We start from the raw sequence: 24,978 nt of genomic DNA, 5'->3' as shown, positions 1-24,978 counted from the left end.
GATTCAAATAAACGTTCTGGCGATGTTACATACGAGCCTTGAGTATCCCCACCACCTCTCCGTGACCTTCCTTCTCGGCACAGTAGAGCGGTTGAGCCCAGACCGACCCGGCCGGCAAGTTCGTGTCGGCGCCCTGATCCAGCAGGAAACGCACCATATCGGCCTTCCCGCTGCGCGCGGCCGCCGCAAGGGGCGTTCCCCCGTATTCGAGCTCGATCGCATCGATGTCGGCCCCCAACTCCAGGAAGACGCGGGCCGCCGCGACATCGCCCTTTTCGGCGCAGCCGTGCAGGAAGGTCCGGCCGATCCAGTTGGCGCGGCACAGGTCGAGGCCGTGGCTGGCCAGGACGCGGATCGTATCGGGATCCGAAGGGTAGTTTCCGCCCCAGATGTCCGTCAGACGGAATAGATCGCCCACGTTTGGCGTGATGTCCAAAAAGACGCGGATGAGCTCGGCATTGTTCCGTCCCATGAGTTCGTGCAGAAACTGTGGATGCGCAACGATGCCGTCCCCCTCGCGCAAGGCCCGTTCCAGTTCCGAATCGTCCATCATGGCATAGGGTGGCGTCACAGCCCCGTATTCGCGCAACAGGGCCTGCATCCGATGGCCTTTCTCGCCGTGATTGTACTCGACCGTGGTCAAGCATGAGCCGGATGAGTCAACCTCGGCGTTGGGATCGGCCCCTCGTTCGAGCAGCAGTTTGGCCGTCTCCAGGTGGTTGTCCGTACAGGCGCCGAAGAGTGCCCCGCCGCGTGGCGCGTTTTCTTCCGGCAGGTTGGGGTCGGCCCCCAGATCCAGCAATTTCCGGACGATCCGGGTGTGTCCCCTGCCGGCAGCGTAGGCAAGCGGACTACGCCTACCGGCGTCAAGCATGCGGGCCTGGACCGGATCGGAAGCCAGAACCGCATCGACCCTGTCCTCATCGCCAGCCGCACACGCGATACTCAGGGCGTACTCCGCACCGCAGGCGAGAAGGTGCCGCGTGATGACCCAGGTGTCTTTCGGGGCTTCTTCGGGCAAATCACTTGAACGGAACCAGTAGTCCCCGTTGAGCGAGACCAGCAGCGGAGTCTGACCGTCGGCGCGGCGAGCTTCCAGGTTGGCGCCGCGTGCGACAAAGAGATCCACCAGGTTGATTTGCCGCGTCAGCGCCGCCCAGTGCAGCGGACCGTTGCCCAGCGCGTCGGCGGCGTGGATCAATTCGGGATGGCCGTCCAAAACGGTCTCTACCCCGGCCCGGTCACGGCCACTGATCGCCTCGAACAATTCGATAAAGGCGGGTTCGTAACCGAATCGCTCCCGCATCGCCGCTTCCAGCAGCGCCTTCACGACGCTGTAGCCACGCTCCTCGGCGGTGGCGAGCAGCTTGTCCCATGAATTATAGGTATAACGGGACTGTCCCGGGTCGGCGCCGGCCTGCAGCAGCAGCTGGACCACCTCGGCATGGCCCTCGCGAACCGCCATGTGGATCGGGAACTGGTACCAGTACTGGGCGTTTACCAGACCGGGATCCCGGTCGAGCAACGCGTTGACGCGCGCCAGGTCGCCGGCACCGCTTGCGCAGAAGAGCGCCCAGGCCTGGTGGCCGTCCACGGCTTCAATCCCGTACTGGTAGCGCTCGGTCTTCATGTCCTCGGGCTGGAGCAGATACGCGACCCGTTGCGCGAAGCGCTCGTCGCGCGAGGGTGCCTGTCCCGGCAATGCTCGTTCAGCCATTTTCAGCATCTCCCTTCGTAGACGTTTGCGGGCCGAGCGCAGCCGGTTGTTGACCGTCGACGCCGACAGGCCCAGGAACGATCCGACTTCCCGGTGCGAATAAGTCGAAATGTAAAACAGCAGGACCGACATGCGCTCTTCGTCGGGCAGCCGGCCTATGGCGGCCATGACCCGGGTTTTCTCATCACGCGATTCCAGTTCCTCGCCGGGGTCGGCCGTGGCCAGCGATTGCGCCACCATAGGCGACTCAGCCGTCACCAGAGATTCCGCCGCCACCAGCGATTCCGCCGCCGAGTGTTCAATGGCGACGGGCTGCCGCCTGCGCAATACACGGCTGCAGCGCATGAAGACGATCCGCTTGAACCATCCTGGGAATGACGCTGGTTCGTGCAGGCGCGGCAGTTCGGTCCAGGCGCCGACAAAGGCCTCTTGCGCGGCGTCTTCGGCCAGGTGGAAATCGCCCAGCAGGGCGGAGGCGTAGCCCACGGCCATGTCCTGGAACCGGAGGACGATGTCGTCGTAGGCTGCGCGGTCGCCGGTCTGGGCACGGACGACCAGTGAAGAGAGATTGGATTCGCTCATAGGCATTCACCCATAAGCACCAACGATGCTGACGTTCTGGTAGGGTTTATTCGGAATGGCCGGTCGACCGTACTCGTGCCGTCACATCGCCGAGTAGAAGACCCGGTCGTAGATCTGGTGGACGCGGGCGGTGTGCTTCCCGTAGGCGTCCAGCATCTTGTCCGGCGCGGCCTGCCGCTCTTCGAGAGTCGGCCCCGACAGTCCCATCATGCCGGCCAGGACGGCCTGTGCGCCGTGTTCCCTGGGGATCTCGTGGGTCTGGTGGCCCGAGGTCATCTGGATGCGGTTCTCCAGGTCCCGCAGAAAGAGATAGGCTTCGTCCAGGTCGGCCGCCTCGGAGTCCGACAGGTACCCCTTATCCGCGAGATCGGCCAGCATCCGGCGGGTGCCACGCTCCCAGGGCCAACCCTGGATTCCGCCGTATACGAGTTGAAATCCCTGGGCGATGAACTCGATCTCCCGGATGCCGCCCTTTCCCAGCTTGACGTGGTAGTCGCCGCTGCCCCGTTCGATCAATGCTTTTGCGATGCGCTCCCGCATGTGGTTGATATCCTCGAGGATCAACGGCTGGTCCAGGGCGGGGTAGAACACGAAGGGTTGGATCGTGTCAATGAACCGCCGGCCCACCTCGCTGCTCCCCGCCGAGAACCGGGCCTTCAGGAGCGCCTGGCGCTGCCAGGCCTGACCCTGGATCTCGTAGTGCCAGCGGTAGCCTTCGATGGAGTTGGCGATGTCGCCGGCCCGCCCCTCCGGACGCAGGCGCAGGTCGACGCGGAACACCTGCCCGTCCGGCGTGAGCCGGCTGATGAGGTCGGTGATGGCCCGGGCCAGCTTGGGGTAGTACTCGTAGGTGGAGGTCCCGTCCTTCTCGGTGCGCCCGTTCGTGACGTCGTAGACATAGAGCAGGTCGATATCCGAGCTGAAGTTCAGGTCCCTGCCACCGAGTTTGCCCATGCCGATGACGGCGAAACCACTCGGCTTCGATCCCTCGAGCATCGGCCTTCCGTGACGGGCCTGCAGTTTCGCGCCGCACACATCGTGGGCAGCCTGCAGGCAGAGGTCGGCCACGTCCGTGAGCCGTTCCAGGACCGCCGGCGTTCCGGACTGCCGCATCAGGTCGCACACGGCGATCCGCAGGTAGGCCTGCTGCTTGAACGTGCGCAGGGGTTTCATGGCCTCGTCGGGCGTAGACACGCCGTCGAGCATGCCCGTCAATGCCGCGTCCAGTTCCTCCGCCGGCTGCAGCGTGCGCCACGCGTCGCCGGCGAAAGTTCCGAGCAGGAACCCCGCGTCCTGGACGAGGGTCGTGGTGAGGTACGGACTGGCCGAAAGGATCGTGAGCAGCGCGTCCCGGGACGCCGACGGCACGGCCAGCAGGTCCAGCAGGGCCGGGATCTGTTCATCGCCGCTTCGCGTAATAACCGCGTGCAGGCTGATGAGGGCCCGGTCTGGCTGCAGGGAGTTGCCCGCCGCCTCGACCAGCGCCGGCATGAGGTTCTCCGGGGCGCCGAGTGGGGACAGTCTCGCATCGATCTGTCCCAACATGCGCCAGGCGTCTTCCGGCTGCTCGAATCCGGAGTTGCGCAGGTGGTCGTTTACCGCGGCCGGCAACGGCGAGGAAAGCGTATTGCGGTCAAATGAAAGGGTCGTCATGGTCGTGGCCTGCCTGGCTCGCCGCGGTTCATGGGTGCGGTCCGCCGGAGTCCCCTGCCTGGTCTGCCTCAAAAAGACCGCGCCTCCCCGCGTCGAAACGGAGGAGGCGCGCGTTACAATGAAACGCTACTGCCCTGCGATCCGAACTAGATATCGTAGTAGAGACCGAACTCCCACGGGTGCGGACGCAGGCGAATCTGGTCCAGCTCGTTCTCCCGCTTGTAATCGAGATAGGTCTCGACCAGGTCCGGCGTGAACACGTCACCCTTGAGGAGGTAGTCGTGATCGTCCTCCAGGGCGTCCAGCGCCTCGCCGAGGTCCTGCGGCGTGTGGGCCACTTCCGCGGCCTGTTCCGGCTCGAGATCGTAGAGGTCGAGGTCAATCGGCTCCGGCGGCTCGATCCGGTTCTCGATACCGTCCAGGCCGGCCATCATCATGGCCGTGAAGGCCAGATAGGGATTGGCGCCCGGATCCGGCGTGCGGAACTCGATCCGCTTGGCCTTCTCGCTCTTCGAATACATGGGGATCCGTACGCAGGCGCTTCGGTTGCGCTGCGAGTAGATCAAGTTGATCGGCGCTTCGTAACCCGGGACGAGCCTCCGGTAGGAGTTCGTCGTCGGCGCGGCGAAGGCCAGTACGGAGGCGCAGTGATGGAGCAGGCCGCCGATGTAGTGCCGGGCCATGTCGCTCAGGTCGGCGTACGTGCCGGCCTCGAAGAAGAGGTTCTTGCCTTCCTTCCAGAGGCTCTGGTGCACGTGCATGCCTGAACCGTTGTCCTCGAAGATCGGCTTCGGCATGAAGGTCACCGTCTTGCCCGCCTGCCGGGCGACGTTCTTGACGATGTACTTGTACATGAGCAGGTCGTCGGACATGCGCAGCAGCGTGTTGAAGCGGATGTCGATCTCGGCCTGCCCCGCCGTGCCCACCTCGTGATGGTGCACTTCCGACTCGATGCCCATGCTCCGGAGCGTCAGCACCATGCGCGTGCGCAGGTCCTGGTGGGTGTCGTTGGGTGGCACGGGGAAATACCCGCGCTTGTAGGGAATCTTGTTGCCGAGGTTGGGGCTCTCGGCGCGTCCCGTGTTCCACCAGCCCTCGCCGGCGTCGACCCGGTGGAAGCTGGCGTTCGGCTTCTGGGCGAACCGCACGTCGTCGAAGATGTAGAACTCGGCCTCCGGACCGAAGTAGGCCGTGTCGGCGATGCCCACGGACTGCATGTAGGCCTCGGCCTTCTGGGCGACGTACCGCGGGTCGCGTGTATACATTTCAAGCGTCACCGGATCCTTGACGTTGCAGACCAGGATCAGCGTCTTAGCCTCCATGAAGGGATCGATCTTGGCCGACAGCGGGTCCGGGATCAGGATCATGTCGCTCTTGTCGATGGTCTGGAATCCCCGGACGCTCGAACCGTCGAACCCGACACCTTCTTCGAAAGTGTCTTCCTCCAACGTTTCGATCGGCGCGGAGAAATGCTGCCAGGTTCCCGGTACGTCGATGAACCGGAAGTCGACCATTTCCGCGCCCTGGTCCCTTGCAAATGCGATTACGTCAATTGGGGTCACGAGTATAGCTCCTCCCTGTTGATTACACGATGAATCGGTGACCGGTAAACCGAACCCGGAAAGGACCAGGCGGGTCCTCCGGATCACCGCGTCGATTTGTGCTTCTTCGTACTTGTACCTCTCCGTACACGCAGTCACTGGAACAACCTAGCGAACTTAATGTACACGGTCATTGTTTCGCAAGTGTTTCCCCGAGGTTAAATCCTTGTTAACTTGCTTTTTTTTATTGTACGCCCCGCGGTCCGTTCCCCGTTGGCGGCCCGGTTCGGATGCCGACCGCTGCCCGGTCCGTTCCCCGTTGGCGGCCCGGTTCGTGTTCCGTCAGCTGCCCGGTCCGTTCCCCGTTGTCGGCCCGGTTCGGATACCGTCAGCTGCCCGGTCCGTTCCCCGTTGTCGGCCCGGTTCGGATACCGTGCATCACGCCGGTCGCGACGTGAGATCTCGCCCGGCTTCGGCGCGGTTTACGACACTTCAATCCCCGGAAAAAGGTATTGACTATATACCCCTCCGCGCATATAATGAGGTAACTGTTTCAGGCGCCGGAAACCCGATTGCAGCGTGGTGTTTCCGGGTCTTTCAGATGAACGACTATTCCAGGCATTTCCGACTGAAATCAGCGTTGTTCAGATCTGCAAGGTTGCGGTGCGGATGCCCGGTGCCGATCGATGCAGAACATGGGAGAACGCCATACGGGCTACGCGACGGCCAGACGGACCCCGATGGCGGTCTGGTACATCCTGGCGGCCTTCGTTGGTGCGCTGTTGGGTATCGTCTTCCTGGTCGTGGCCTATCCCGAAGCACTGAGCACGCTGGGTGGGGGAGCGGCCGGGAACGCGAACTCGTCGCCATCGTCAATATCGGAAAGTCCGGAATCGGTTGGCCAGCCCGGATCAGCCGGACCTGGCGGTACTACAGGGGCGCCGGGGGCCGGCGGTATCGCGGATCCCCGCGCGGAATCCCGGCGTTCGCCGGCGGGACTTATCGCCGCCAACGAAGCGATAAGCACGTCCCGCCGCACTTCCATCGTATCCGCGGTGGAACGGGCGGGACCGGCCGTCGTGAGCATAGTCGCAACGTTCCAGATGCGGCGGCGCGGATTCTCCTCGATGTTCGACGACCCCTTCTTCGGCCATTTCGTGGTGCCGCGGCTATACACCCGCGAGGAGCCGAACACGGGGTCGGGCGTGATCATCGACGAAGCGGGCTACATCGTCACCAACGCCCACGTGGTTCAGCTCGGTGACTATACGGCCCGGCGAATCCGGGCCGTGCTGACCGACGGACGAAGCCTGGCCTGCACCCTGGTGGGCGTGGACGTCATGTCGGATCTGGCCGTGCTCCACGTGCAGGGCGTAGACCTCCCGGTGGCGGCACTGGGCCGTTCCGACGACATCATGACCGGCGAATGGGCCATCACTATCGGCAATCCGCTGGGCCTTGCCGTGGAGGACGCCCAGCCGGCCGTGGCCGTCGGCGTGGTCAGCGCGCTGGGACGGAACTTCCGCCGGCAGCAGGGGTCGAGGACGGTCTACCGGGACATGATCCAGACCGACGCGACCATCAACCCGGGCAACAGCGGCGGTCCGCTGGTCAATGCCTTCGGCGAGGTCATCGGCATCAACACGTTCATCCTGTCCGAAAGCGGCGGCTCAGAGGGCGTGGGTTTCGCCATCCCCATCGAACGGGTACGGCGCGTCGCGGACGAGTTGATCCAGTACGGCGGAACGAGACGGGGATGGACAGGCCTGTCGGTGATCGATATCACGGAATACGTAGCCCAGGAGTTGAACATCGACAACCGCCTGGGCGTGCTGGTGAACGAGATCGATCCGGACAGCCCGGCGGACGTGGCCGGCATCCTGGTCATGGACGTGATCAGGAAGATCAACGGGGAAGTGATCGCCAGCTATCCCGAAGCACGGGAAGCGCTGTACGGCAGCCTGGTGGGCGATTCCATCGAACTGGAGGTCGAGCGGGACGGCCGCCTCATGCCCCTGGTCCTGCATATCGCCGAGTTGTGAGGAAATGAATGGTACGTGACGGTTGGGTCATGGTCGTCCCCCTGGCTGCGCTTGCGGCCGTCAGCGTGGTGATCGGCTACCTGGCCCCCGGTGCGGTCTGGATCGTGCTGGCGTCGGCGTTCGGCGGCCTGGCTCTGTTCGTCGCGTTCTTCTTCCGTGACCCGGCAAGGCAGGTGCCCCCGGGTGACGGACTGGTGATTTCCGGCGGCGACGGCAAGGTGGTGACCGTCGAGGAGATCGAGAACGACGCCTTCATCGGCGGACCGGCCACGCAGATCAGCGTGTTCCTGTCCATCGTGGACGTGCACGTCAACCGGATTCCCATTACCGGCGTGGTCAGACTGCGCCGGCGGATCGAAGGGAAGTTCAAGCTCGCCTTCAAGGACGAGGCCTCGGGCGACAACGCCCAGCTGGTCCTGGGCATCGAAGGAGAAAAGGGCCGGGTCCTGATCAAGCAGATCGTCGGTTTCGTAGCCCGTCGGATCGTCTGCAACGTCAACGAGGGCGACGAAGTGCGTATAGGCGACCGGTTCGGCCTGATACGCTTCGGATCGAGAATAGACGTCATCGTGCCGGCCGGCGCCGAAATCCGGGTTAAGAACGGAGACCGGGTCCGGGGCGGCGAAACGATACTGGGAGTACTTAAATGAAAAACTGGGTGCGCGTCGCGTTACCGAACGTGTTCACGCTGGGCAGCATCTTCTGCGGGGTTTCCGCCATCTTCTATTGTATCGACGGGTTCAACGCCCTGACCGGCGACCCCGGCCGCGCGCCATGGCTCATCATTGCCGCCGCCCTCCTGGACAGCATCGACGGCAAGGTCGCGCGCTACAGCCAGGGGGCGACCCGGTTCGGCATCGAACTGGATTCCCTGGCGGACGTGATCTCCTTCGGGGTCGCGCCAATAGTTCTCGTGTATACGCTGAAGCCCTTCGGCGAGATCACCTGGGTGCTCTGCCTGCTCTTTCTGATGTGCGGCGCCATCCGCCTGGCCCGGTTCAACGTGATGACGCTGCGCCGCGTCGAGCGGATCAACCAGGAGAAGGACAACTTCATTGGACTGCCGATTCCCGTGGCGGCCATCGCCGTGGCGTCCTACGTCATCTTCTGCTGGGATCGGTGGGAGGAACTGCACCTGGAAGGTCCGTTCATGGGATTCATGCTCGTACTGTCCATTCTCATGATCAGCCCCCTGTCCTATCGCACCCTGCCTTCTCTCGCCTTCAAGAGCAAATGGTCCATCCTGAAGCTGATCGCCATCGCCGTGGCCCTGGTGGCCCTGGTCTGGAATCCGCAGCTCACGATCTTCCCCATCGTGCTGCTGTATATCCTCTCAGGCATCGCGGCCTGGGGCGTCCACATGGTCCGTCACGACGAGGACATGGCGCTATCCGTGGAAGAGTAAGGGAGTCCGTCCATGGCACAGCGTAAAGGGATGGGTCTGCTGGTGTTCTACATCCTGGTAGGCGCCATCGTCGGCGGTGTGGTCGGTGAGTTGATCGGCCTCCTGTTCGGGCACTTCATGCCCGGAAGCATGGTGGAGAAGTTCTTCCTGGAAGCCTTCGTCTACACCTTCCCGCCGGCCACGCTGCCGCTCGTCATACTCTCCGTCACCTTCGGCTTCACGGTCAAGGTGAACGTCATCAGCATCCTCGGGATCGGTTTCGCCACCTATTACTATCGCTGGTACTAGCTCCCTGACGAGATGACGAAACCACTTTCCAGCCTTATCCATCCATTCCGAAGTTTCCTGATCTCGACTAACAACCACCAGCGGCGTTCGAACAGGCGTCTTGAACGGTTGTTGATCCTGGTTGTGGCCGTCGCGGTGTTTCCCGCGGGCAGCTATGGTCATGCCGGCCAGGGAAACGCTGCCGCGCAACCCGCCGAAACCGTGTCCGATGCCGCGCAGCCCGCCGGTTACGCATTCGACCGGCACGAAATCGACATCGGCCCGGCGGTTCGGCAGACGGTGTTGACGGGATACCTGCTGGGTGGAGAAGTGGCGGACTTGGCCGTGATAAAGGTCGAGGAAAATGGTAGTCGCCGCCTGCGTATCTATGCTTACGAAGCAGAACCCAATGAAGGTGAGCCGAGGAAGGCTGAAGCGCGCACGTCGTCCTCGGCCGAGGGAACCTGGGCCCTGAGGATGGATACGCGGTTGCGTCCCGGTGTGACCTTCGTGGATGTTGCCCGTATCGGTGGCCGCGATCACCTGATAACCGGCGAACCCGGGCGGATCAACGCGTGGGATCCCGGTTCGGACACGGTATACGAACTCGTGTCTGTCGCGACCGCCACGGCCGTCACGGCTGTAACGCCCGCCACGGCTGTAACGCCCGTCGCGGCTGTAACGCCCGCCGCGGCCGGTTTCCAGGCACCTCGCGAGGGTGAGGTACCTCACGTGGACGTCACCTGGGACGCTAACGGCGATGGCCGGATCGACCTGGTCGTTCCCGGCGACAGTGGATTCCAGGTTTACGTACAATTGGAAGGCGGTACATTCGCCGATCCGATAGAAGCCGGTCCTCCTCCCAACTTCGACCCGATCCTCGGCGCCGACGGATACCGGTTCGACCCCAGGAGCGTGAGCCGGATCCACGAATTCGACGGTAACGGCGACGGCCGCGTCGACCTGGTGTCCTGGAACGGAAACCACTTCGAAGCGCATGTACAGGACGAACAGGGCCTCTTCGACCCCGATCCGTTGACCTTCACCACCGACGTGCGTTTCGATACCGATGATGTCACCTCGCTTGCCGTCGGGGAAATGACGGGCCGGGCGCTTCACTCGTTCGATGACCTGAACGGCGACAGCATCGCCGACATGGTGGTCTACGTCCTCGAAGGAGCGCGGATCAAAGACAAACGGTCCGCTTACGAAGTGTATTTTGGCGCGCTCGGCGTTGATGGCGCGGGCGGAACTGGTGGCTCGCGCGGACCTGTTGGCGCAGGTGAATCCGATGGCTCGCGCGGATCTGGTGGCGCGGGTGGATCCGATGGCTCGCCCGGTTCCGGCAGCACTATCCAGTTCGCGTCCAGTCCGGATGTAACGATTCAGACCGAAAACCAGGTCCAGCTCGCTATGGAGCACCGCGATCTCGACGGGGACGACGTAGGGGACCTCGTCGTCACCTCGATCGAGAACAAGTACCTCGAAGGCAGCCTCTTCAAGCGGATCAAGGGATTCATGGGTGATGACGTCTGGTTGAACCTCGATTTCTACCACGTGCGCGACGGACGCATCCCGGACCGCGCCACGGCCTCGCGGCGCATCCAACTGGATGGTGCCCCGAGTCCGCGGGAGCCGGGTTGGGTTCCCCTGGCCGTCGTGCTGCAGGGCGGGAAGCACGCGAAGCGAAGGGACCGCGAACCGTACTCGCGCGCGTTCAACAAGAACCAGTTCATTGGGGACGTGACGGGGAACGGCCGCGCCGACTTGCTGATCGAGTGGACCCACCGGGAACTGCATGTCTACACCGGCGAGTCCAGACCAGGCCTGTTTGCGGACGAGCCACAGAAGGCGGCGGTCGAACTACCCAATGACGAGGAATTCGCCTGGATGACGGACCTCAACCGGGACGGCCGCCAGGACTTCGTCATGCATCATCTTTTTTCGAAACGGGACGCGCACGGGGCGCCGATGGAATTGCCGGGGACGGAGTCTCACCGCGTGACCCTGCTGATCGCGCGATGAAGAGTCGGCCGGGTAGGATACATCGAGCAGCGGATCAATAGCTGAAGATCTGGAGTAACGCGTGGCGAATTTAATCGATATGGCGGCCTACGAACTGGCGCCGCGGATCCAGTCGGGCGAGGTCGCCGCGGAAGAGGTGGCCAGTGAAGTCCTGCGCCTTATCGAAGAGAAGGATCCCACCATAAACGCCTACCTCGCGGTCGACCGGGAGGCGGTGATCGAAGACGCGCGGGACGTGGACCGGCGTATCGCTGCCGGCGAAGCCACCGGACCGCTGGCCGGCGTGCCCATTGCCATCAAGGACGCCATCTGCACGAAGGGCCTGGAAACCACCTGTGCTTCCCGGATCCTCGAGGGATTCGTGCCGCCCTACGACGCCACGGTCATCGCCCGGCTGCGCGCGGCGGACGCCGTGATCGTCGGCAAGACCAACATGGACCAGTTCGGGATGGGGTCTTCCAACGAAAACACCGGGTTCGACGTCTGCCGGAACCCCCTTGACACGTCCCGCGTACCGGGCGGATCGAGCGGAGGCTCCGCCGCGGCCCTGGCGGCAGGCACGGCGGTCCTCGCCCTGGGTGAGGACACGGGCGGTTCGATCCGCCAGCCCGCGGCCTTCTGCGGCGTCGTGGGACTCAAGCCCACCTACGGACGGGTCTCCCGCTTCGGCATCATCGCCTACGGTTCCTCCTTCGACCAGGTCGGTCCCATGGCGCGGAACGTGGAAGACTGCGCGCAGCTACTGGGCGTCATCGCGGGCCACGACCCCATGGATACCACGTCGGCATCGCAAGCGGTGCCGGACTACACGGCAGACCTGAAGCAGGGCATCGAGGGTGTGCGCATCGGCGTGCCCGATGAATACCTTGCCGAGGGTCTCGACGCATCCGTGAAGGAAAGCGTAACCCAGGCAATCGAACGCATGGAATCCCTCGGCGCCCGCGTGGAAAGCGTCCACCTGCCCCACACCGAATACGCCGTGGCCGCGTACTACATCCTGGTCACCGCGGAAGCTTCCTCCAACCTGGCCCGGTATGACGGGGTGAAGTACGGGTATCGGGGTGTGGATGGGGGCATGTCGACCGCTGAAGGGACGGCTGGAGGATCAGGCGGCGCGTCGGCGGCGGAAACCGAAGTCGGAGCCGGGGTCGGCGCGCCTGCGCTCGCACCCGAAGACCGCCTGGACACCATGTACGGATCGACCCGCAGCGGGGGGTTCGGCCCCGAGGTGAAACGCCGGATCATGCTCGGTACCTACGTGCTCAGCGCCGGCTACTACGACGCCTACTACGACAAGGCCCAGCGCGCGCGAACGCTCATCAAGGGCGACTTCGACCAGGCCTTTGAAAAGGTCGATCTTTTGGTGGCGCCCACCACGCCCACCACCGCCTTCCGCATCGGCGAGAAGATCGACGACCCGCTGCAGATGTACCTGTCCGACGTATATACCGTGCCCATCAACCTCGCCGGCGTGCCGGCCATCTCCCTGCCCTGCGGAACGGACCCAGACGGCATGCCCATCGGCCTGCAGATCATCGGGCCGCATTTTGGCGAGGAACGGATTCTGCAGGCGGCCTACGCCTTCGAGGAGTCGACGAAGTAATGAGCGACGCGGCCATGAAATACGAATCCGTGATCGGGCTGGAAGTGCATGCCCAGCTTCTGACCAACTCGAAGATCTTCTGTGGATGCCCGGTGGCCTTCGGCGGCGAACCGAATACCCGCGTCTGCCCCATCTGTCTCGGCATGCCCGGCGTCCTGCCCGTCCTGAACCGCCGCGCCGTCGAATACACGATCCGCATGGCGCTGGCCGTGGATGGCCGCGTGGCCGAAACCAGCGCCTTTGCCCGCAAGAACTACTTCTACCCGGACCTGCCCAAGGGCTACCAGATCTCGCAGTACGACCGGGCGGGCGAGCCCATCTCCCTGGCTGGCGGCATCGAGATCGAGGGCGAGGACGGCCCCCGCTTCGTCCGGCTCCGGCGGATCCACCTGGAGGAAGAAGCTGGCAAGTCCATCCACAACGAACCCGGGTACGATCCCGACCTGAGCTACATCGATTTCAATCGAACGGGCGTGCCCCTCATGGAGATCGTCAGCGAACCGGACATCCGCAGCCCCCGCGAAGCCTCGGCCTATCTCGCCCGTTTGCGGCAAATCCTTCAGTACATCGGCGTCTGCGACGGCAACATGGATGAGGGCAGCCTGCGCTGCGACGCCAACGTGTCCATCCGCAAGCCCGGCGATCCCCTGGGCGAACTCGTCGAGATCAAGAACATGAACTCCATGCGCTCCATGGAACGGGCGCTCGAGTTCGAAATCGAAAGGCAGTCCGAATTGCTCGATGACGGCGGTACCGTCGTGCGCCAGACCCGGTTGTGGAACGAGGAGAAACGGGAGACCTTCCCCATGCGGTCGAAGGAGGAAGCCCACGACTACCGTTACTTCCCCGATCCCGACCTCGTCACCGTCGAGATCGCCCGTTCCTGGGTGGACGAGATCGGCGAAGACCTGCCCGAACTCCCCGACGTGCGCATGCGGCGCTTCGTCGATGAATACGGACTGCCGCAGGACATGGCGCGGCAACTGACGGAGAACCGCACCCGGGCCGACTACTTTGAGACATGCGTCACTTATGCGGCCGGCGAAGTGGCTGTCGGAGCATCCGGTGAAGCAGCGGGAGGAACGGCCGAAGAAGCACGCACCGTAAGCAACTGGATGCTCAGCGAACTGCTGCGCGTCCAGCACGAGAACCACATGGACCAGGAGACCCTCGAAGCCCGTATACCGCCCGATCACCTGGCCCAGCTCCTCGGGCAGATCAAGGAAGAAAAGATCAGCGGCAAGATCGGCAAGGACGTCCTCGACATCATGGCTGAAACAGGCAAGGCGCCGGCCCAGGTCATCGAGGAGCAGGGCCTCGTGCAGATCTCGGATACCGGCGAACTCGAAGGCGTCGTCGCCGGCATCCTCACCGAACATCCCGACGACGTGGCCGAATACCGGGCCGGCAAGACCAAGCTCCTCGGCTTCTTCATGGGCCAGGTCATGCGCGCGACCCAGGGCAAGGCGAATCCGAAGATGGTGAACGAGTTGCTCCGGAAGAAGCTGGCGGAAGGTTAAGACCGATCCCGGAAATCAACCGGAATCCGTGATCTTCAGCAGGCCCTCGACACGTCCGAGCCTTCCATTCATGTCGTGCATTTCCTCCCGCATGGAGGAAACTTCCGTGCGCACGGACCCAATCTCTTCCTTTAACTCTTCCTTCAATTCCTTCATATCTGCCTTCAGTTCCATTCTCAGTTCGTTGGTTATGGCCTTGGTCTGTTTCCAAAAGAAGATGAAAGCCGACAGCAGCGTAACGGGTGTCAGGAGAAGCTGGGCGAGTTCCATCACAATCCTTCCTCCTCTTCGATAGGGGGCGCAGTCCGGCAGTTATTACATGTCCGTTTGTCATACACTTACACCTTTTTTACTGTCGTTACTCTTTGCTCGATCGAACAACGTCGGAGGTCATCAGCAGACCCTCGACGCGACCGAGCCGTCCGTTCATGTCGTGCATTTCTTCCCGGATGGAAGCGACATCGTTGCGAACCGAAGCTATTTCTTCCTTTAACTCCTCCTTCATTCCCTTCATATCTGACTTCAAGTCCTTAATGTCCGATTTCAATTCACGTCTCAGTTCTTCTCTGCCGGTTTTGGCCTGCTTCCAAAAGAAGATGAAGGCCATCAACAAGGTGGTTGGTGTGACAAGAAGTTGAGCGAGTTCCATGGCCTTACCTCCAATTTGTGAGTAACCTGGTTCGGCAGGCGTGTCCGACACTCTCGTTCCGGCCCATGCGCCGGTTGGGAATCGACTACTTCTTATGCAGTTTTTCAAAGTCCAGGGTCATCAACAAGCCTTCGACGCGGCCGAGGCGTCCGTTCATATCGTGCATTTCTTCCCGGATGGATGTGATCTCCTTGCGTAGCGGCACGATCTCACTCTTCAGTTCGTCGATGATGATTCTGTTCTGCTTCCAAAAGAAGATGAAGGCTGCCAGCAACATGCCCGGCGAAATGAGAAGTTGAGCGAGTTCCATGTTCAATTTCCTCCCATGCAGTTTAGGTGAATGGTCTCGTTCGAGCGTCGAATCGATGTGCGCGACCAACGCTGCTTTACGAATCAGTCGTAGAAATCACAGCAAATCTGGTAACAATCGTGCGAAAATTGGGTTTTTTGTGCAGGCTTGCGTGACTGAGGCGACTGTTCTGTGGATTCACAAAGCGGATATAGGCGAGGGTTATATTGCGGGCGCAATTGGAGAGTAAAAAGCGGACCCGGAAGTGGGAATCTACGATTGGGTCACTAGTCGATCTTGTTTCGTGTATACTTTGTAGATACCTTGTTCACCGTATCCCTGGATGGGTTAGTCCGAAAGTTCCTGGCTTCACCACACTCTTACGAGGATTCCATGTCCCCCGAACAAGCTATTGAAAAACGCCAACAACTAATGCGCGACGGCTTCTGCGTGGTCGACGATATTCTCAGCGACACCTTCCTTCAGGAGTTGCGTATCGAAACCGAGCGCATGATGGAAGACTGGGTGCCGCCACCCGACGTCAGGTACCAGGGCCAGCACGTCACCGCGCAGGGGACTGATAACCCGACCATCCAGAAGTTGCTCGACTGGCCGGCCACACGGCGCGCCCTTGAACAGATGGGTCTGGGCGACTTCGCCAGCACCGGCGGTATCATCCTCCTCACCAAGGATCCCGGAGAACCGGCCCTGTACTGGCACCAGGACTGGATGCAGTGGAACGATCCGATGAGTTGCTCGCCCTGGCCGCAGATCATCTTCGTGTCCTACTACCTGAGCGATACGTCGCGAGAGAACGGATGTCTCAAGATCATCCCCGGCACTCACCTGAAGCGCATCCCGCTGCACGACCAGCTGGTGCCGGCCCATGAGCAAGGCGCCCGATTCATTGCCGAAGATCATCCCACCATGTTCAGCGACCACCCGGATCAGGTCGAGGTCTGCGTCAAGGCCGGCGACCTGGTGCTGGCCGATGCCCGCGTACTGCACTCGGCGCATCGGAACCTGACCGACGAGCGCCGCACCCTGGTGCTGGCCTGGCACCGGCGCCCCGACACCGTTCCGGCCTATTGGACCGATCCGGTGCCGGCGATCATCGCCGAGCGCGACCCCGAGGCGGAATACCTCGGGTCCAGGATTCCGGGCGAACTGCTGCGGTAAGTGTGAGGTAAATTAGACGGAAAGGCAGGAGACTCAAAAAGGGCAGGAACCTCGAAAGAGGATCGTTCAGCGGGAAATTGATGTCAGGGCATTGGTCGGATCACGGCCACAGATTGTCATCAGCCAGTATGTTAGAGAAAACCGAAAAAGGCAGGACCTCGATACCGTCCTCGGTCTGTAGCTCCGGTCCATCGGGGTAGACAATGATCCGCCGGCAAAGGCCGTCCAGGTCGGCCACCGCTCTCAATCCTGTGCACCAGGACCGTGAGAACGTGCCGCCGGATTTTACTTCGACAGCCACAAACGCACCTCCGCGTTCAAGCAGGAAATCCACTTCCGTTCTATTCTGAATGGCCGTCGCCCAGTAGTACCACTCGTCGCAAAGGTCACGGTAGTCCTTGTACGACCGGATCAACTGTGCGACTAACCCTTCGAACAGGACGCCACGTTCTTCCGGTGCTGCCGGTCCCTTCTGGTTTTTCATGGCACGCACTATGCCCGGATCGCACCAGAACCATTTGGGCAGCTTCCTTTCCCTCACACGCAGTCTTGCCTCGAACGCCGGCAATCGGAAGCACAGCAGCGTCTCCTCGAGAATATCCAGGTAATTGGTCACTGTCGGCCGTGAAACCTGTGCTTCGCTGGCTATGTTGGTGGCGTTCAGCACCTGACCGTGAAAAAGCGCGGCAACGGGAAGAAACCGCGCGAATCCGGGCAGGTTGCGCACCAGTGCTTCGGACTGAATCTCTTCCCTGAGATACATCTGCGTATAGGCGGAGAGCGTCTCCGACCGGTCCTCCGAATCCCAGACAATGGGCAACAACCCGTTTCGCATTGCGTCCTCAAGGTCGAATCGTTTCCCCAGTTCATCGGGTACGAAGGGATGCATCGCGCGGCGCAATGCCCGACCCGCCAGCAGATTCACGCCAGCCCGCTTGAGTTTTCTTACGCTGGACCCGCACAGGACGAAACGCAGCTTCCGTTCCTCAATGAAACGATGCACTTCGTTCAGCAGGGAAGGCAGCCGCTGTATTTCATCTAAAATGACCCAGCGGTCTTCAGGTACGGCACGCAACTCCGAGGCCAGCAGTCCTGGATTCGCAAGCAGGCGGTGGTAGGTAGCTTCTGAGAGCAGATCGACGACATGGGCATCGGGAAACGCACTTCGCAGATACGTGCTTTTGCCCACACCTCGCGGTCCAAGAAGAAAGAAGCTTCTGGTCGGCGGTTCGAATATCCTGGAGATTGTCATTTGTAAACCTTGTCATCATTTTTCATAGTTATTTTACAACAAGGTATACAAATTTCATAAATTGTCAAGTATAGCTTGGTGTGGTTTATCTACCTAGGTCTCTTTCTTACCTCTTTCCATGCAACTCATATTGATTCGTTGAAGTTAATTCAAGGCTTGGTAACGGACGATCTTGCATTGCTGTTACACATTGAATAACTTGTTCAACTATTCTGTTAGAAAACATTCTAATGCTGAGAATAGTTTTCTATACGATTGACGACCAAGTCCCTTCAAAGGGATTCTTCTTCGAGTTTGGAGAATACCATGTTTCAAACCAATCCAGTGCTTCTGGATAATTTACTCAATCAAGTGGACAAGGGCGACATCCAACTTCCGGATTTTCAACGGGGTTGGGTGTGGGACGATGACAGAATAAAGGGGCTACTGATCAGCATTTGTCGAGGTTTCCCAATTGGCGCAGTAATGACCTTGTCGGCAGGCGGTGAGATTCGTTTGAAAGCGCGGCCAATTGAAGGCGTGGACGAAGAATCCGCTGTGTCTCCGGACATCTATCTGCTTGACGGACAACAACGGTTGACTTCGCTCTACCAGGCATTGCGCTACCCCGGTCCTGTAGATACTCACGACTCCCGCAACAAAAGAATCAAGCGATGGTATTACATTGACATGAAGGTAGCGACAGAACCGGACGCAGATCCTGATGGATTCGTAATGAGCGTACCAGAGGATAAAAGGATAACAAGGGATTTCGGAAGGGAGGAAGTCCTCAACCTTTCAACTTTGGAACTGGAATACAAGGAACACAAAATACCGACAGAACAGATAATGAATCCTTTAGAATGGATAATGGGCTACCTAAACTACTGGAAAGAAGAGGCATCACCAGGCTGTGACGCCCCTGAAATCGCCAACAGTTTCACACAGACTGTGGTGTCGCAGTTTTCCAAGTATCAACTACCGGTGATTAGCCTGAGTAAGGAAACCCCCAAGGAAGCAGTATGCGCAGTATTCGAAAAGGTCAATACAGGTGGAGTGACCCTTAATGTTTTTGAACTGGCTACCGCGTCATTTGCTGCGGACGCGGAGCATTTCTCACTCAGAGATGACTGGGAGAAAAGGAAAAGGCGTCTGTACAATTCACTCGGCGGCGTGCTTCAAGGTGTAGACGGGAATCAGTTTCTACAGGCTGTCGCGCTATTAAAGACACAAGAGGATCGTAGAGTTGCTACTTCCCAGGGTAAAACCGGCCCCCAAGCCCCGGCGATCGGATGTAGAAGACGTGACATACTCAGCCTGAACCTGGACGATTACCTTAATTGGGCAGACAAGGTCGAGCAGGGATTTATCGATGCCGGTAGCTTTCTTGTTTCCCAGTTTGTGTTCGGAAAGCGTAACGTACCCTACGGTACACAGTTGGTACCGCTAGCAGTTCTATTCGTGGAGTTGGAGAAAGAACTAGACCCATACAACGCGAAGCGAAAGCTCGAACAATGGTACTGGTCAGGGGTGTTCGGAGAAGCGTATGGCGGCACTGTCGAGACACAGTTCGCTCTGGATCTGGAGGAAGTAGCGCGTTGGATACGTGGAGGGCCTAGCCCTCGACTCGTGGTTGAAGCAACATTCACCCCGGAAAGACTTCTGACACTGCGTACACGTAATAGTGCTGCGTACAAAGGCCTTTACGCGCTTCAAATGAAGAATGGAGCAGTCGATTGGCGCACTAACCAACCTCTAACGTTTATGTTGTTTGTTGATCGGTACATAGACATACACCATATCTTTCCCGTGGCCTGGTGTGAAGACGATGGCACTCCAGCAGTGCCATCACGTCTTTACAACTCGGTTATCAACAAGACGCCCATCGACGCTGTGACAAATCGAATTATAGGTCGAAAGGCTCCTTCAGTTTATTTGACTTCACTTCAGAAGGATCTATCTCCCGTCAGTGTGGATGATGTGCTTTTATCTCATTGGATAGATCCGGCCCTCCTGCGTGTAGACGATTTTGCACAGGCTTTTGTAACCCGAGGCGAGAGGATGCTGGACCTGATCGGCCAAGCCATGGGCCGAGATCTCGGTAGTGGAAGGGACATCTTTAACACAGCTTTGACCGACGCAGGTATAGCTGAAGGCGAGTACGATGAGGAACCTGAGTTCGAAGAATTAGGAGTGGCTTCATAGAGGTTTCGTCATATTTCGATTGGTTAATATGTTACGATTTTCACGATTAAGGCTGAAATAGATACGGAGTTTCAAAAGAGAAACGAGGAAGTCGTAGTACTTTGGATGCCAAAGGATACTATAAAACTGATGGTCTTGCTGGAGATAAACGCCGAGACCTACGCCAACTACAACAAAGCCTGTTGAAGTCGAAAATGATGGTAAACCGGCTATGGTGGTTCTCTAGTCAGATTCTGATCTGCACGACACCGAACAGATCTCGTTCCAGGTATAGGAGGTGTCGAATCTATTCTACAACGGAAGTTTCTTCCAATGTAGCCGACACTTGTACCAACCCGCTAGCGGATCGGATACGAAGTCTTTTTACGCAATACTACTATAAGCCAAAGTTTATACGATCTCTGACAGAGGGTTGTTGGAACAACTGATGGGAGTTAGGGTATGACTGAGAAGCGAAATTATCAGATTATCAAGACCCGTGATGACCACTCAATTGTTCAATTATCTCGTGATGAGAGTTCGGTTGAGTCACCTTTTGTATTGCCAGAAGATGCGAAGTGCTCATGGGCAGAATCTGGTAAACACGTTGACATACTGAAGCTTCGTTCACGTATCGAGCCGTGGCTAACCGCACTTTTTCAGTCGGAGCATTTGTCTTTGCTGGTTGGATCAGGCCTTACCCATGCTGTTCATGGAATAGCTAGATCTGAGGAATTACCAGGGATGCAAACGCTCCAGTTTGGAATATTCGACAATGAGATATCAGTAGCAGCAAAAAAACTCGCAAAAGCTACAGGGAGAAAGGACGGAAATCTTGAAGATCTGATTCGCGTAGCAAACGATCTACTTCGCGGTCTGGAGATTTTTCCGCCTTCGGACATCTTGGACGGACGGTCTGGTAGTGAGCAAGTTGCAGCCTTGCGTGAAGGGCTGAACAATGCGATTTCATCATTTACTACCTCGATTTTGGATGGGGAGTATAGACTCTCCACTGCGTCACCTGAAAAGCGCGAACAGGCAGTCAATTACCTCGTGAGTTTTCTGATGAGTTTCGCTAGTCGATCAGGTACACGTGAAAGATTGCATATTTTCACAACAAATTACGACCGGTACTTAGAAGCCGGTGCGGATGTGGCAGGATTACGCATGATTGACCGTTTTGTTGGAACGCTGGCGCCAGTGTTTCGGTCGTCCCGCCTCAACATTGATTTACACTACAACCCGCCCGGGATTCGTGGTGAACCGCGCTATTTGGAAGGTGTGGCCCGCTTTACGAAACTTCATGGATCAGTTGACTGGATCGACTATGATGGAGCAATTCAACGTATTGGGCTCCCGTTCGGAGCGCAAGATGCAACACCCTATCTTACCATCTACGGGTCTGATTCCTTAGACATGAACCGGCTCATGATCTACCCAAATTCCTCAAAGGACCAAGAGACCACTTTCTATCCATATGTCGAGTTATTTCGTGACTTTGCCGCGGCAATCTGTCGGCCGAATAGCACTCTGGTCTGTTACGGGTATAGCTTTGGTGACGATCACATCAATCGAGTGATAAGAGACATGCTTACAATCCCGTCTGCACATTTAGTGGTAATCTCGTACGACGATCCTCTTAATAAAATCATGAGTCTTTACGACAGTCTGGGTAGGCACGCTCAGTTTACTCTGTTGATCGGGGACCATCTTGGTGACATCCAAGTATTAGCGGATCACTACCTTCCAAAGCCATCGATCGACCGAACTACCATCCGCATGGCAGAACTACTTAAGAACCGTGGGGTATCGAGCGAAGGTGCACACGATCCGTCCGTAGAATAATCGGTATATAAGGATCCACAAACCTGATGACTCAGTTACCAATGGAACAGTCTAGAAATCTTCGGATTGGCACTGTAGAATTCGTGTCCCCGGACGAGATCAAAGTCGCTATCGAAATCGATGCACCAGAATCTGTAGCTCTAAATACTGGTACGCCTCAACCATTCCCACGTGTCAATGGCTATTTGTTGGTTTCAGTAGACGACGGATTCCTAGTTGGACAGGTTGAATGGATTACAATTGAGCGTTCGCCCTTCCCTAAGCGTCGAGGGATGCAAGACTTTGGCCTTGTGGATTTGCCTTATCCTCTGCGCAGACTGCGCCTTAATCCGCTAGGTACACTGCAGAAGACAGTTGATGATCTTTTTGTCTTCAATAGAGGTGCAGAATCACTACCAACAGTTGGTTCAGTTGTGTTACTGCCGACGGAACCCCAACTAAGATCAATAATAACATCTGCTACGGAGGGACAAGTTAAGATCGGTTCAAGTCCCATAGCAGGAGATGCCAATGTCTACGTCGATCCAAATCGTTTGTTTGGTCGCCATTTGGCTGTACTAGGCAATACCGGTAGTGGCAAATCCTGTTCCGTAGCAGGACTTATTCGATGGAGTATTGAAGAAGCTCAAAGGGCTCGTGTCGACCTTTCTGAAGTCAAGGAACCTAAACAGTGTCAAATGTCACCTCCCAACGCTAGGTTTATAGTCCTAGATCCGAACGGCGAGTATTCGAGAGCCTTTGGTGATGGAGGCTCTGCGATAAAAGCACGAGTTTTTAAAGTAGGATCTGATGTCAGCAAAAGCACATTGAAAGTACCCTTGTGGTTTTGGAATAGCGCAGAATGGTGCTCTTTCATGCAGGCAAGTACAAGGACACAGCGACCACTACTCAGGCGAGCGTTACGGGAGGTTAGATCCGGACGTTCTGGAGATGTCGAATCTAATGATGAGCAAAAGAAACTTGAACTACGCAGGTATCTTTCGTCCAGATTAATCTCTATACGGGACGCATTTCGTTTGGGCGAGATCCAAACGGACGAAAGTAAGTTCGGCTTTCGTTTAAAAGCCATTGCAAGTGACTTGGAGATAAGGGCCACGGAATTCCCTGATTATCATATTGCAGAGATAAGAAATGTGATCATGCAAGCATTAGAAGAAACGCACAGATCATTTCAAAAGGATGGGGAAACTATTGAGTATTTTCGCGCCTTCACGGAAGATCAAATCAGGAGAGTAATTGAAGCTTTCGGGGAGTCCATCGAACGACTTGGGGGTATCGTATACCATGAAGGGCCTAACGAAGATGTCCCACTTCGATTCAGTGGTACGGACCTTGCGGACCATCTTGAGATTCTGTCGAACCAAGAAAATGTACAACAGTATTTAGACTTCCTGATTGCACGCATCCGTACGTTTATGTCAGATCCTAAGATGCAAGCGATTATCGAAGATACCGATGGTATTACACTTCCTCAGTGGCTTACGGACTATATCGGAGACAATGAGGCCAAGGGTGGCTGTGTGTCTGTAATTGACCTGTCTCTTGTGCCAACCGATATTGTGCATGTCGTAACGGCGGTAATTGCACGCATGGTTTTCGAAGCACATCAGCGATATGTCAAATTGAAAAGTGTCGCACTACCTACAGTGTTGGTGATGGAGGAAGCACATACATTTATCAAACGTTACAAGGATGATGTTGACAATACGGAAGTGGCAGCCGTCTGCTGTCAGGTTTTCGAACGTATTGCACGCGAAGGAAGGAAATTTGGACTGGGATTGGTTCTATCGTCGCAGCGGCCGTCGGAGCTTTCATCAACTGTGCTGTCTCAGTGCAATACCTTTCTTCTCCACCGAATAAACAACGATCGTGACCAAGAGATTGTACACCGGCTTGTCCCAGACAACCTGAGAGGGCTTCTTCGCGAGTTACCCTCTCTGCCCTCTCAGAATGCGGTACTACTCGGTTGGGCATCGGAATTACCTGTTCTAGTGAAAATGAACGACCTGCCCAAGAACCAACAACCGCGTTCCGACGATCCAGAGTTTTGGAGTATATGGACGGGTAGAGAAAAACGGGAGATAAACTGGGACGAAATTGCAGAAGATTGGCAGGAAGGAACTCAGGACTACAACATGGAGGAAAAATCGAGAGAAGAAGGTGAAACCGATAAATTGACAGATACAAACGACGATGAACAGGACGATGAGTTACCTTTTTAGGGTCTGTCACGGTTTTTGTGTAACTGACTTTCTCATGGCATGGGCACTCTGTCCTCGTACATGATGATGAACTGGTTGATGGCGGCCGTCCAGTTGGTAAGGGGCCGTGTCCACCTGCGGGACAGATTGAGCAGGGCCAGGTAGAGCAGTTTCTTGGCCGCTTCGTTGGTGGGGAAGGCACCCCTGGTCTTGATGATCTTGCGCAGTCCCCGGTTCATGGATACGATGGCGTTGGTGGTGTAGATGACCTTTTGGTCTCCTGGGGGAAGGCGAAGAACGGGCTCACGTGGTCCCAGTTCCTGCGCCACTGCCGGCTGATCGTGGGATACTGCTTGTCACAGCGCTCGGCGAAGCGATCCAGCGCGGTCTCGGCCTGCTCCAGCGTAGCGGCCTGGAAGATCGTCCTCAGGTCCTTTGCCACCTGCCTGCGCTCCTTCCAGGAGACGTAGGTAAGGCTGCTTCTCACCATGTGGACGATGCACAGCTTCACCTGGGTCCTGGGATAGACCGTCACTATGGCCTGCGGAAAGCCGGATAGGCCGTCGCAGCAGGCGATGAAGATGTCGGCAACGCCGCGGTTCTTCAGTTCGGTCAGGACGTTGAGCCAGAACTTTGCCCCTTCGTTCTGCTCGATCCAGAGGCCCAGGAACTCCTTGTCGCCCTTGAGGTTGACGCCCAAGGCCAGGTAGACCGCCTTGTTCCGGATGCTGCCGCTGTCTCGTCCTTGTGCGTCTTGGTGGTCTTGCCGTTGCGGCTGTTGCCGTGGTTCCTGCAGTCGGGGGCATACTTCTCGTAACCGAGATGATCGGTGAGCTCGTTTTCCAGGATCCGCTCGGCCATGCGCTTCTTCATGCGCTTGTGCAGGCCGTCTTCGCCGAACAGATCGTCAGCGTCCACCCCCGTCTTCCATCAACTCGTCGAGGAGACGGTCGATCTTGCTTGCCGGTTTTTTGTCTCTGGCCATAGCACTTCTTCCTTGTGAGCAAGATATACGCTATTGCCAGTTACACAAAACATGTTACAG

The 24,978-nt window shown here is 58.1% G+C and carries 18 protein-coding genes and 1 pseudogene; 11 read left to right on the top strand and 8 right to left on the bottom strand.

Going from position 1 to position 24,978, the window contains the following annotated elements; translation table 11 throughout:
• Positions 1 to 25 precede the first annotated feature (25 nt).
• From OXH56_02175 to glnA, 3 genes are all read right to left on the bottom strand, one after another.
• A complete protein-coding gene (locus OXH56_02175) occupies positions 26 to 2,299 on the bottom strand; it encodes a sigma-70 family RNA polymerase sigma factor (GenBank protein ID MCY3554107.1) in 2,274 nt (757 codons plus the stop codon).
• 81 nt (positions 2,300 to 2,380) lie between these two features.
• On the bottom strand, positions 2,381 to 3,952 hold the full coding sequence (locus OXH56_02170) for a hypothetical protein (GenBank protein ID MCY3554106.1): 1,572 nt from the start codon (positions 3,950 to 3,952) through the stop codon (positions 2,381 to 2,383).
• A gap of 146 nt (positions 3,953 to 4,098) precedes the next feature.
• Positions 4,099 to 5,514, bottom strand: a complete 1,416-nt coding sequence (gene glnA, locus OXH56_02165) for a type I glutamate--ammonia ligase (GenBank protein ID MCY3554105.1) — start codon at positions 5,512 to 5,514, stop codon at positions 4,099 to 4,101.
• Positions 5,515 to 6,179: 665 nt separating this feature from the next.
• Here glnA and OXH56_02160 point away from each other — a divergent pair.
• From OXH56_02160 to gatB, 7 genes are all read left to right on the top strand, one after another.
• The gene (locus tag OXH56_02160; GenBank protein ID MCY3554104.1) at positions 6,180 to 7,535 is read left to right on the top strand and encodes a trypsin-like peptidase domain-containing protein; all 1,356 of its coding nucleotides are present in this window, start codon (positions 6,180 to 6,182) and stop codon (positions 7,533 to 7,535) included.
• Positions 7,536 to 7,543: 8 nt separating this feature from the next.
• On the top strand, positions 7,544 to 8,185 hold the full coding sequence (locus tag OXH56_02155; GenBank protein ID MCY3554103.1) for a phosphatidylserine decarboxylase: 642 nt from the start codon (positions 7,544 to 7,546) through the stop codon (positions 8,183 to 8,185).
• Entirely contained in the window at positions 8,182 to 8,940 is a 759-nt protein-coding gene (gene pssA, locus OXH56_02150) for a CDP-diacylglycerol--serine O-phosphatidyltransferase (GenBank protein ID MCY3554102.1), read from the top strand. The genes OXH56_02155 and pssA overlap by 4 nt, the downstream gene beginning before the upstream one ends.
• Positions 8,941 to 8,952: 12 nt before the next feature.
• Complete coding sequence (locus tag OXH56_02145) at positions 8,953 to 9,228, top strand: DUF4321 domain-containing protein (protein ID MCY3554101.1); 276 nt, start codon at positions 8,953 to 8,955, stop codon at positions 9,226 to 9,228.
• A gap of 108 nt (positions 9,229 to 9,336) precedes the next feature.
• Positions 9,337 to 11,232, top strand: a complete 1,896-nt coding sequence (locus OXH56_02140; protein ID MCY3554100.1) for a VCBS repeat-containing protein — start codon at positions 9,337 to 9,339, stop codon at positions 11,230 to 11,232.
• Positions 11,233 to 11,311: 79 nt separating this feature from the next.
• Complete coding sequence (locus OXH56_02135; GenBank protein MCY3554099.1) at positions 11,312 to 12,835, top strand: amidase family protein; 1,524 nt, start codon at positions 11,312 to 11,314, stop codon at positions 12,833 to 12,835.
• A 14-nt stretch (positions 12,836 to 12,849) separates the two neighbouring features.
• Positions 12,850 to 14,355, top strand: a complete 1,506-nt coding sequence (gene gatB, locus OXH56_02130; GenBank protein MCY3554098.1) for an Asp-tRNA(Asn)/Glu-tRNA(Gln) amidotransferase subunit GatB — start codon at positions 12,850 to 12,852, stop codon at positions 14,353 to 14,355.
• Positions 14,356 to 14,370: 15 nt separating this feature from the next.
• Here gatB and OXH56_02125 read toward each other — a convergent pair whose 3' ends face one another.
• The 3 genes from OXH56_02125 to OXH56_02115 form a co-directional block, all read right to left on the bottom strand.
• Entirely contained in the window at positions 14,371 to 14,625 is a 255-nt protein-coding gene (locus OXH56_02125) for a hypothetical protein (protein ID MCY3554097.1), read from the bottom strand.
• Positions 14,626 to 14,713: 88 nt separating this feature from the next.
• Positions 14,714 to 15,004, bottom strand: coding sequence for a hypothetical protein (locus OXH56_02120; GenBank protein ID MCY3554096.1), 291 nt, complete (start codon positions 15,002 to 15,004; stop codon positions 14,714 to 14,716).
• Between the two features lie 85 nt (positions 15,005 to 15,089).
• The gene (locus OXH56_02115; GenBank protein ID MCY3554095.1) at positions 15,090 to 15,314 is read right to left on the bottom strand and encodes a hypothetical protein; all 225 of its coding nucleotides are present in this window, start codon (positions 15,312 to 15,314) and stop codon (positions 15,090 to 15,092) included.
• 372 nt (positions 15,315 to 15,686) lie between these two features.
• Between OXH56_02115 and OXH56_02110 the strand changes: the two genes are divergently transcribed.
• On the top strand, positions 15,687 to 16,472 hold the full coding sequence (locus OXH56_02110) for a phytanoyl-CoA dioxygenase family protein (GenBank protein MCY3554094.1): 786 nt from the start codon (positions 15,687 to 15,689) through the stop codon (positions 16,470 to 16,472).
• Positions 16,473 to 16,572: 100 nt separating this feature from the next.
• Here OXH56_02110 and OXH56_02105 read toward each other — a convergent pair whose 3' ends face one another.
• Positions 16,573 to 17,724: an ATP-binding protein gene (locus tag OXH56_02105; GenBank protein ID MCY3554093.1), complete on the bottom strand. Its 1,152-nt coding sequence runs from the start codon at positions 17,722 to 17,724 to the stop codon at positions 16,573 to 16,575.
• A 306-nt stretch (positions 17,725 to 18,030) separates the two neighbouring features.
• Here OXH56_02105 and OXH56_02100 point away from each other — a divergent pair, with 306 nt between their 5' ends.
• From OXH56_02100 to OXH56_02090, 3 genes are all read left to right on the top strand, one after another.
• Positions 18,031 to 19,908, top strand: coding sequence for a DUF262 domain-containing protein (locus tag OXH56_02100; protein MCY3554092.1), 1,878 nt, complete (start codon positions 18,031 to 18,033; stop codon positions 19,906 to 19,908).
• A gap of 441 nt (positions 19,909 to 20,349) precedes the next feature.
• Entirely contained in the window at positions 20,350 to 21,732 is a 1,383-nt protein-coding gene (locus OXH56_02095; protein MCY3554091.1) for an SIR2 family protein, read from the top strand.
• A 26-nt stretch (positions 21,733 to 21,758) separates the two neighbouring features.
• Complete coding sequence (locus OXH56_02090) at positions 21,759 to 23,954, top strand: ATP-binding protein (GenBank protein MCY3554090.1); 2,196 nt, start codon at positions 21,759 to 21,761, stop codon at positions 23,952 to 23,954.
• Between the two features lie 32 nt (positions 23,955 to 23,986).
• On the opposite strand, the pseudogene OXH56_02085 reads toward OXH56_02090, so the two are convergent.
• Positions 23,987 to 24,918 (bottom strand): annotated as a pseudogene (locus OXH56_02085) (IS256 family transposase).
• Positions 24,919 to 24,978 lie beyond the last annotated feature (60 nt).

The organism is Gemmatimonadota bacterium, assembly GCA_026702745.1.
Lineage (GTDB): Bacteria > JAAXHH01 > JAAXHH01 > JAAXHH01 > JAAXHH01 > JAAXHH01.
The sequence above is the reverse complement of the archived record's forward strand: the minus strand, read 5'-3'. Positions and strand labels throughout refer to the sequence as shown.